Raw genomic sequence first — 6,000 nt, 5'->3', positions numbered from 1 at the left:
GGGGCGCCCCCCCACCCCGCCGCGGCGGCCCCGCGTTGCGGGGGCGGGGGGGGCCGTCGGCGGTGCGGGGACGCTCAGGCGTCGAGGTCCTTGGCGACGAGCGCCGCGATGGTCTCGACGTCGGCGTCGTTCTCGCCGGAGACCTCGACCTGGTCGCCGCAGGCGGCACCCAGGGTCATGATCAGCAGCGCGGAGCTGGCGTCGACGGGCTCGTCGCCGGGGACGGCGAGGAAGACCTCGGAGTCGAGCTCGCCGGCCGCCTCGGCGATGAGGCCGGCGGGGCGGGCGTGCAGGCCGACGGAGGACCCGACGGTGACAGTGGTGGAAGCCATGTGTTTCTCCTAGCGGTGGGTCGGGGAGCGGGTGCTCAGGCGGCGGCGGTGTCGCGGCCGAGCGACTTGAGGAAGACGACCATGGCGGCGGACACGAGCGTGCCCACGGCCAGGGCGATGAGGAAGCCGAGGATGTTGCTGACGGCGAAGAGCACGAAGATGCCGCCGTGCGGGGCTCGCAGGCCGACCGAGAGGAGCTCGGAGAGGCCGCCGGCCACCGCGGAGCCGACCATGATCGACGGGATGACCCGCAGCGGGTCGGCCGCGGCGAACGGGATCGCACCCTCGGTGATGAACGAGGCCCCCAGGAACCAGGCGGCCTTGCCGTTCTCACGCTCGGCCGGGCTGAACAGGTTGGGCCGGACGACGGTGGCCAGCGCGAGGGCCAGCGGGGGCACCATGCCGGCGATCATCACCGCGGCCATCAGGCGCAGCTCCGGGGCGTTGCCCGAGGCCGTCGCCGCGGCACCGAGCCCGGCGGTGGCCACGCCGTAGGCGACCTTGTTCAGCGGGCCGCCCATGTCGAAGGCCATCATCAGGCCGACCACGACGCCGAGCAGGACGCTGGCACCACCGGTCATCGAGTTCAGGCCGTTGGTGAGGGCGGTCATGAGTGCGGACAGGGGCTTGGCGAGGACGACCAGCATGATCAGGCCGGAGACGAGGGTGGCCCCGAGCGGGATCACCAGCACCGGCATGAGGCCGCGGGCCCAGGGGGCCACCTTCCACGAGCCGATCCACCGGGCCACGAGGCCCGCGAGGACACCGCCGACGATGCCGCCGAGGAAGCCGGAGTTCACGGTGCCGGCGATGGCGCCCATGACGAAGCCGGGGGCGATGCCGGGGCGATCGGCGATGGCGAAGGCGATGTAGCCGGCCAGCGCCGGCACGAGGAAGCCGAACGCGGTGCCGCCGAGGGTGAAGAGCAGGGCGCCGAGGTAGGCGAAGAAGGCGCTGTCGAACAGGGCGTGCTCGAGCCCGAGCTCGCCCAGGTCCGGGAGGTTGAAGATCGTGTTGCCGGTGGCGATGTCGTTGCCCGGCCCGGTGATGTCGTAGCCGCCGAAGAAGAAGCCGAGGGCGATCAGCAGACCGCCGGCCGCGACGAACGGGATCATGTAGGAGACGCCGGTCATCAGGATGCGACGCACCGTGGCGGCGACGGACTCGCCCGAGGCGCCCGGGACCGAGTCCTCGGTGCCCGCGGAGCCCTCGACCCTGGGGGCGTGGGGGTCGCCGGCGTTGCGCAGCGCCTCGGCGATCATCGCGTCTGCGTCGTCGATGGCGCGCTTGACGCCGGAGGAGACGACGGGCTTGCCGGCGAAGCGGGCGCGGTCGCGCACCCCGACGTCCACGGCGAAGATGACGGCGGAGGCCTGCTCGATCACCTGCGGGTCCAGCGGCGTGGAGCCGGCCGAGCCCTGGGTCTCGACCTGGAGCTCCACGCCGGCCTTGCGGGCGGCGGCCTCCAGGGCCTCGGCGGCCATGTAGGTGTGCGCGATGCCGGTCGGGCAGGCGGTGACGGCCACCAGGGAGCCGGCTGCGGCGGGCGCCTCGGGGGCGGTCGTGGGGGCGGACCCGGAGGAGGCAGCCGAGGAGGCTGCGGCAGCCGCGGGAGCAGGGGAGACCACGTCCATGATCGCGGCCGCGGCGGCCTCCGGCGTCGCCGCCTCGCGCAGCGCGGTGGTGAAGTCGGGCTTCACCAGGGCACGCGCGAGCTTGGTCAGCAGCTGGAGGTGCGTGGCCTCGCCGCCGTCGGGCGCGGCGATGAGGAAGACGAGGTCGGCCGCCCCGTCCTTGGCGCCGAAGTCGACCGTCGGCTGGAGACGGGCGAAGGCGAGCGTCGGCTCGCTCACGCCGGCCGTGCGGCAGTGCGGGATCGCGATCCCGCCGTTGAGTCCCGTCGGCGAGGTCGTCTCACGGGCCAGCGCATCCTCTGCCAGCCGGTCCACGTCGACCGCGCGTCCGGCCTCACCGACGACGCGGGCCAGGGCCCGGATGACGTCGGTCTTCTCTCCACCCAGGTCGGCGTCGAGCCGCACCAGGGTCGGGGTGATCAGGTCAGACATGGTTGCTCTCCTGGGTGGTGAACAGCTCCCGCACGGGGACGAGGTCCGGGTGGACCTGCTCCGGCCGCGGGATGGTGGTGCCGGGGAGTCCGGCGGCCGCGCTGCCGTAGGCGACGGCGAGCGCGAGTCGGTGGGCCGGGTCGAGACCGCGCAGGTCGCCCAGCAGGTAGCCGAAGAGGCTGGAGTCGCCGGCACCGACGGTCGAGACGACCGTGGTGGGCGGGGGAGCGGCGTGCCAGGAGCCCTCGGGCGTCACGAGCACGGCACCGTGCCCGCCCAGCGTGGCCAGCACGGTCCGCACGCCGCCGTCCAGCAGCGTGCGCGCGGCCGCCGCGGCGGCCTCGGGGTCGGCCTCCAGGGTGGCGGCGTCGCCACCGGTGAACTGGGCCAGCTCCTCGCCGTTCGGCTTCATCAGGTCGGGGGCGCCTGGGCCCGGGAGCCCGGCCACGAGGGCCACCAGCGGCTCGTCGGAGGTGTCGACGGCGACGCGGCACCCGCGCTCGCGCAGGCGGGCCACGACGTCGCGGTACCAGGACGCCGGGGTCGCCGGCGGCAGCGAGCCCGCGAGCACCACCCAGCCGCCCGGGCCCGACGCGCCCTCCAGGGCGGTCACGAGCGCGTCCAGCAGGGCGGGCGTGGCCGGCGCGCCGGCGCTGTTGAGCTTGGTGGTGGTGCCGTCGGGCTCGGTGACCGCGATGTTGGTGCGCGGGGCGGGGCCCGGCACGGGGCGGGCGTCGATGCCGGCGGCCAGCAGCTCGGTCACGAACGGGTCCTCGGCCGGTGCCGGGAAGACGGCGACGGTGGGCACCCCGGCGCTGACGCACGCCCGGGAGATGTTCACGCCCTTGCCGCCGGCCTGGGAGGCCGAGCCGGTCAGCCGCAGCACGGCACCCCGCTCCAGCGGGCCCGCCAGGCTCACCGTGCGGTCCGTGCTCGGGTTCGGGGTCAGGGTGACGATCATGCGCGCACCACCTCCAGGTCGGTCGCGGTGAAGGCGTCGAGCAGGCCGGGGTCGGCCGTCGCGTCGGTCACGAGCGTGTCCACGTCCTCCAGCGAGGCGAAGCGGACGGTGGCCTCCACGCCCAGCTTCGAGGCGTCCGCGAGGACGACGACGCGGCGCGCGGCCGCCACGAGGGCCCGCTTGGCCGCGGCCTCCTCCGGGTCGGGCGTGGAGAGCCCGTGGGCCAGCGAGATGCCGTTGGTGCCCACGAGCGCGACGTCGACCCGCAGCTGCTCGAGGGCGCTGACGGTGTCGGGTCCCACGGCGGCCTGCGTGGTGCCGCGCACGCGTCCGGGCAGCAGGTGCAGCTCGACGGCGGGGTGGCCGGCCAGGCGTGAGGCCACCGAGACGGAGTGCGTGAAGACCGAGACGCGCAGGTCCCGCGGGATGTGCGCGGCGATCCGGGCGGTGGTCGAGCCGGCGTCGACGAGGAGCGTGCCACCGCTGGGCGGCAGCAGGTCCACGGTCGCCGCGGCGATCCGGTCCTTCTCGTCCGTGCGGGCCAGGTCGCGCTCGGAGAGCGCCGCCTCCATGACCGCCAGCGAGGACGCGGGCACGGCACCCCCGTGGACGCGGCGCAGCAGCCCCATCCGCTCCAGGGTGGAGAGGTCGCGTCGCACGGTCTCCGTCGTCACGTCGTAGGCCTCCGCGAGCGCGGCGACCGACAGGCGGCCGCGCTCGGCGACCAGCCGGGCCATGGCCTGCTGACGTTCCTCGGCGTACACGGTGGCGGTCCTCCTCGTCCCTCGTCCCGGGCCCCTCGCCGGGGCCGCGTCGGCGCCGACCTGTGTCGCCGGTCACCTTCTGTGTTTGTGTTGTTTTATGCCCGATCTTGTTTGACTGTCAAGTGGCACGAGGTCTAACTTGTGAGCATGCTCACCGTCACCGGCACCCCGGTCGTGCCCGGACTGGCCCACGGCCCGGTCCTGTGCGTCCGTACCGAGATCAGCCCCGCCGCCGTCGCCGCCTTCGAGGCGCGGCCCGCCCTCGACGAGGAGGCGGCGCTCGCGGCCTACGACGAGGCCGTCGGCCAGGTGGCCGCGGGCTTCGAGCGTCGGGCGGCCGAGGGCTCCGGCGCGGCCGCCGAGGTGCTCACCGCGAGCGCCGGCCTGGCGCGGGACAAGGGCCTGCGCAGCGCGGTGCGCAAGCACCTGCGCGCGGGGACGCCGCTGCTGGCGGCGCTGCACGCGGCCGTCGAGCAGTTCGCCGGCGTCTTCGAGCAGATGGGCGGCCTCATGGCCGAGCGCGTCACGGACCTGCGCGACATCGAGCGTCGGGCCACGGCCCGCCTGGTGGGGGAGTCCGAGCCCGGCGTCCCCGTGCCCGAGGTGCCCTCCGTCCTGGTCGCCGAGGACCTGGCACCGGCCGACACCGCCGGGCTCGACCCGCGCCTCGTGGTCGCGCTGGTCACCGAGCGTGGCGGGCCCACCAGCCACACCGCGATCATCGCCCGGCAGCTGGGCCTGCCGTGCGTCGTCGGCGCCACCGGCGCGGGCGACCTCGAGGAGGGCGTGCGCGTGCTCGTGGACGGCGCCACCGGCGTCGTCGAGGTCGAGCCGGACGCGGACGAGGCGGCGGCCCGCGTGGCCGGTGACGCCGCGCTGCGCGCCGAGGTCGAGGGCTGGCGCGGCCCCGGCGCCACGGCCGACGGGCTGCCGGTCAAGCTGCTCGCCAACGTCGCGGACGGCGACTCCGCCGCGCGCGCGGCGCAGGCCCCGGTGCAGGGGGTCGGCCTCTTCCGCACCGAGCTGAGCTTCCTCAACCGCAGCGAGGAGCCGTCGGTGGAGGAGCAGACCGAGATCTACGCCTCGGTGCTGCGGCCCTTCGCCGACGCCGGCCACGTCGTCGTCCGCACCCTGGACGCCGGGTCGGACAAGCCGATCGCCTTCGCCACGCACGCCGGGGAGGAGAACCCCGCCCTCGGCGTGCGCGGCCTGCGCCTGGCGTTCGACAACCCCGGCCTGCTCGAGCGCCAGCTGGACGGGATCGCCGCGGCCGCGAGCGAGACCGGCGTCGAGACCTGGGTGATGGCGCCGATGGTCGCCACCGTGGCCGAGGCTCGCGACTTCGCCGAGCAGGTCCGCGCCCGCGGGCTCAAGCCCGGCGTGATGGTCGAGGTCCCCTCGGCCGCGCTGCTGGCCCACCGCATGCTCGAGGTCGTCGACTTCCTCTCGATCGGCACCAACGACCTGACCCAGTACACGATGGCCGCCGACCGGATGGCCACCGACCTGGCGCACCTCACCGACCCGTGGCAGCCGGCCGTCCTCCAGCTCATCGCGATCACCGCCCACGCGGGCACCCAGGCCGGCAAGCCGGTCGGCGTCTGCGGCGAGGCCGCGGCGGACCCGCTGCTCGCCTGCGCCCTCGTGGGGATGGGCGTGACCTCGCTGTCGATGGCCGCCGCCGCCGTCCGCGCCGTGGGCTCCCAGGTGGGGCGCGTGACCCAGCGGCAGTGCGAGGAGGCCGCCGAGGCGGCCCTGTCCGCCGACGACCCGGCGGGCGCCCGGGAGGCCGTGCGCGGCGTGCTGCTCGGCTGACGCGCCGACCTGAGGAGACCTCTTACCCGAAGGGGTGGGTGGAGGGCCTCCCGCGCGGGGAA

Annotated in this window: 5 protein-coding genes; 1 reads left to right on the top strand and 4 read right to left on the bottom strand. The window is 75.3% G+C overall.

The features are described from left to right. Positions 1 to 74: 74 nt before the first annotated feature. From M8316_RS16985 to M8316_RS16970, 4 genes are read right to left on the bottom strand one after another with little or no spacing between them, the layout of a single operon-like run. Positions 75 to 332, bottom strand: coding sequence for an HPr family phosphocarrier protein (locus tag M8316_RS16985; protein ID WP_250056529.1), 258 nt, complete (start codon positions 330 to 332; stop codon positions 75 to 77). A gap of 35 nt (positions 333 to 367) precedes the next feature. Further along, the gene (locus M8316_RS16980; protein WP_250056527.1) at positions 368 to 2,398 is read right to left on the bottom strand and encodes a PTS fructose transporter subunit IIABC; all 2,031 of its coding nucleotides are present in this window, start codon (positions 2,396 to 2,398) and stop codon (positions 368 to 370) included. Continuing rightward, entirely contained in the window at positions 2,391 to 3,359 is a 969-nt protein-coding gene (locus M8316_RS16975) for a 1-phosphofructokinase family hexose kinase (RefSeq protein WP_250056525.1), read from the bottom strand. The genes M8316_RS16980 and M8316_RS16975 overlap by 8 nt, the downstream gene beginning before the upstream one ends. Next, entirely contained in the window at positions 3,356 to 4,123 is a 768-nt protein-coding gene (locus M8316_RS16970) for a DeoR/GlpR family DNA-binding transcription regulator (RefSeq protein ID WP_250056523.1), read from the bottom strand. Before M8316_RS16970 ends, M8316_RS16975 begins: the two co-directional genes overlap by 4 nt. A 147-nt stretch (positions 4,124 to 4,270) precedes the next feature. Between M8316_RS16970 and ptsP the strand changes: the two genes are divergently transcribed. After that, complete coding sequence (gene ptsP, locus M8316_RS16965; protein WP_250056521.1) at positions 4,271 to 5,938, top strand: phosphoenolpyruvate--protein phosphotransferase; 1,668 nt, start codon at positions 4,271 to 4,273, stop codon at positions 5,936 to 5,938. Positions 5,939 to 6,000: the final 62 nt, after the last annotated feature.

It is taken from the genome of Nocardioides bruguierae (assembly GCF_023554635.1).
Taxonomy (GTDB): domain Bacteria; phylum Actinomycetota; class Actinomycetes; order Propionibacteriales; family Nocardioidaceae; genus Nocardioides; species Nocardioides bruguierae.
The sequence above is the reverse complement of the archived record's forward strand: the minus strand, read 5'-3'. Positions and strand labels throughout refer to the sequence as shown.

Coding starts and splice junctions, on each gene's coding strand:
- M8316_RS16985 (WP_250056529.1), bottom strand. CDS start 332: ATGGCTTCCACCACTGTCACCGTCGGGTCCTCCGTCGGCCTGCACGCC.
- M8316_RS16980 (WP_250056527.1), bottom strand. CDS start 2,398: ATGTCTGACCTGATCACCCCGACCCTGGTGCGGCTCGACGCCGACCTG.
- M8316_RS16975 (WP_250056525.1), bottom strand. CDS start 3,359: ATGATCGTCACCCTGACCCCGAACCCGAGCACGGACCGCACGGTGAGC.
- ptsP (WP_250056521.1), top strand. CDS start 4,271: ATGCTCACCGTCACCGGCACCCCGGTCGTGCCCGGACTGGCCCACGGC.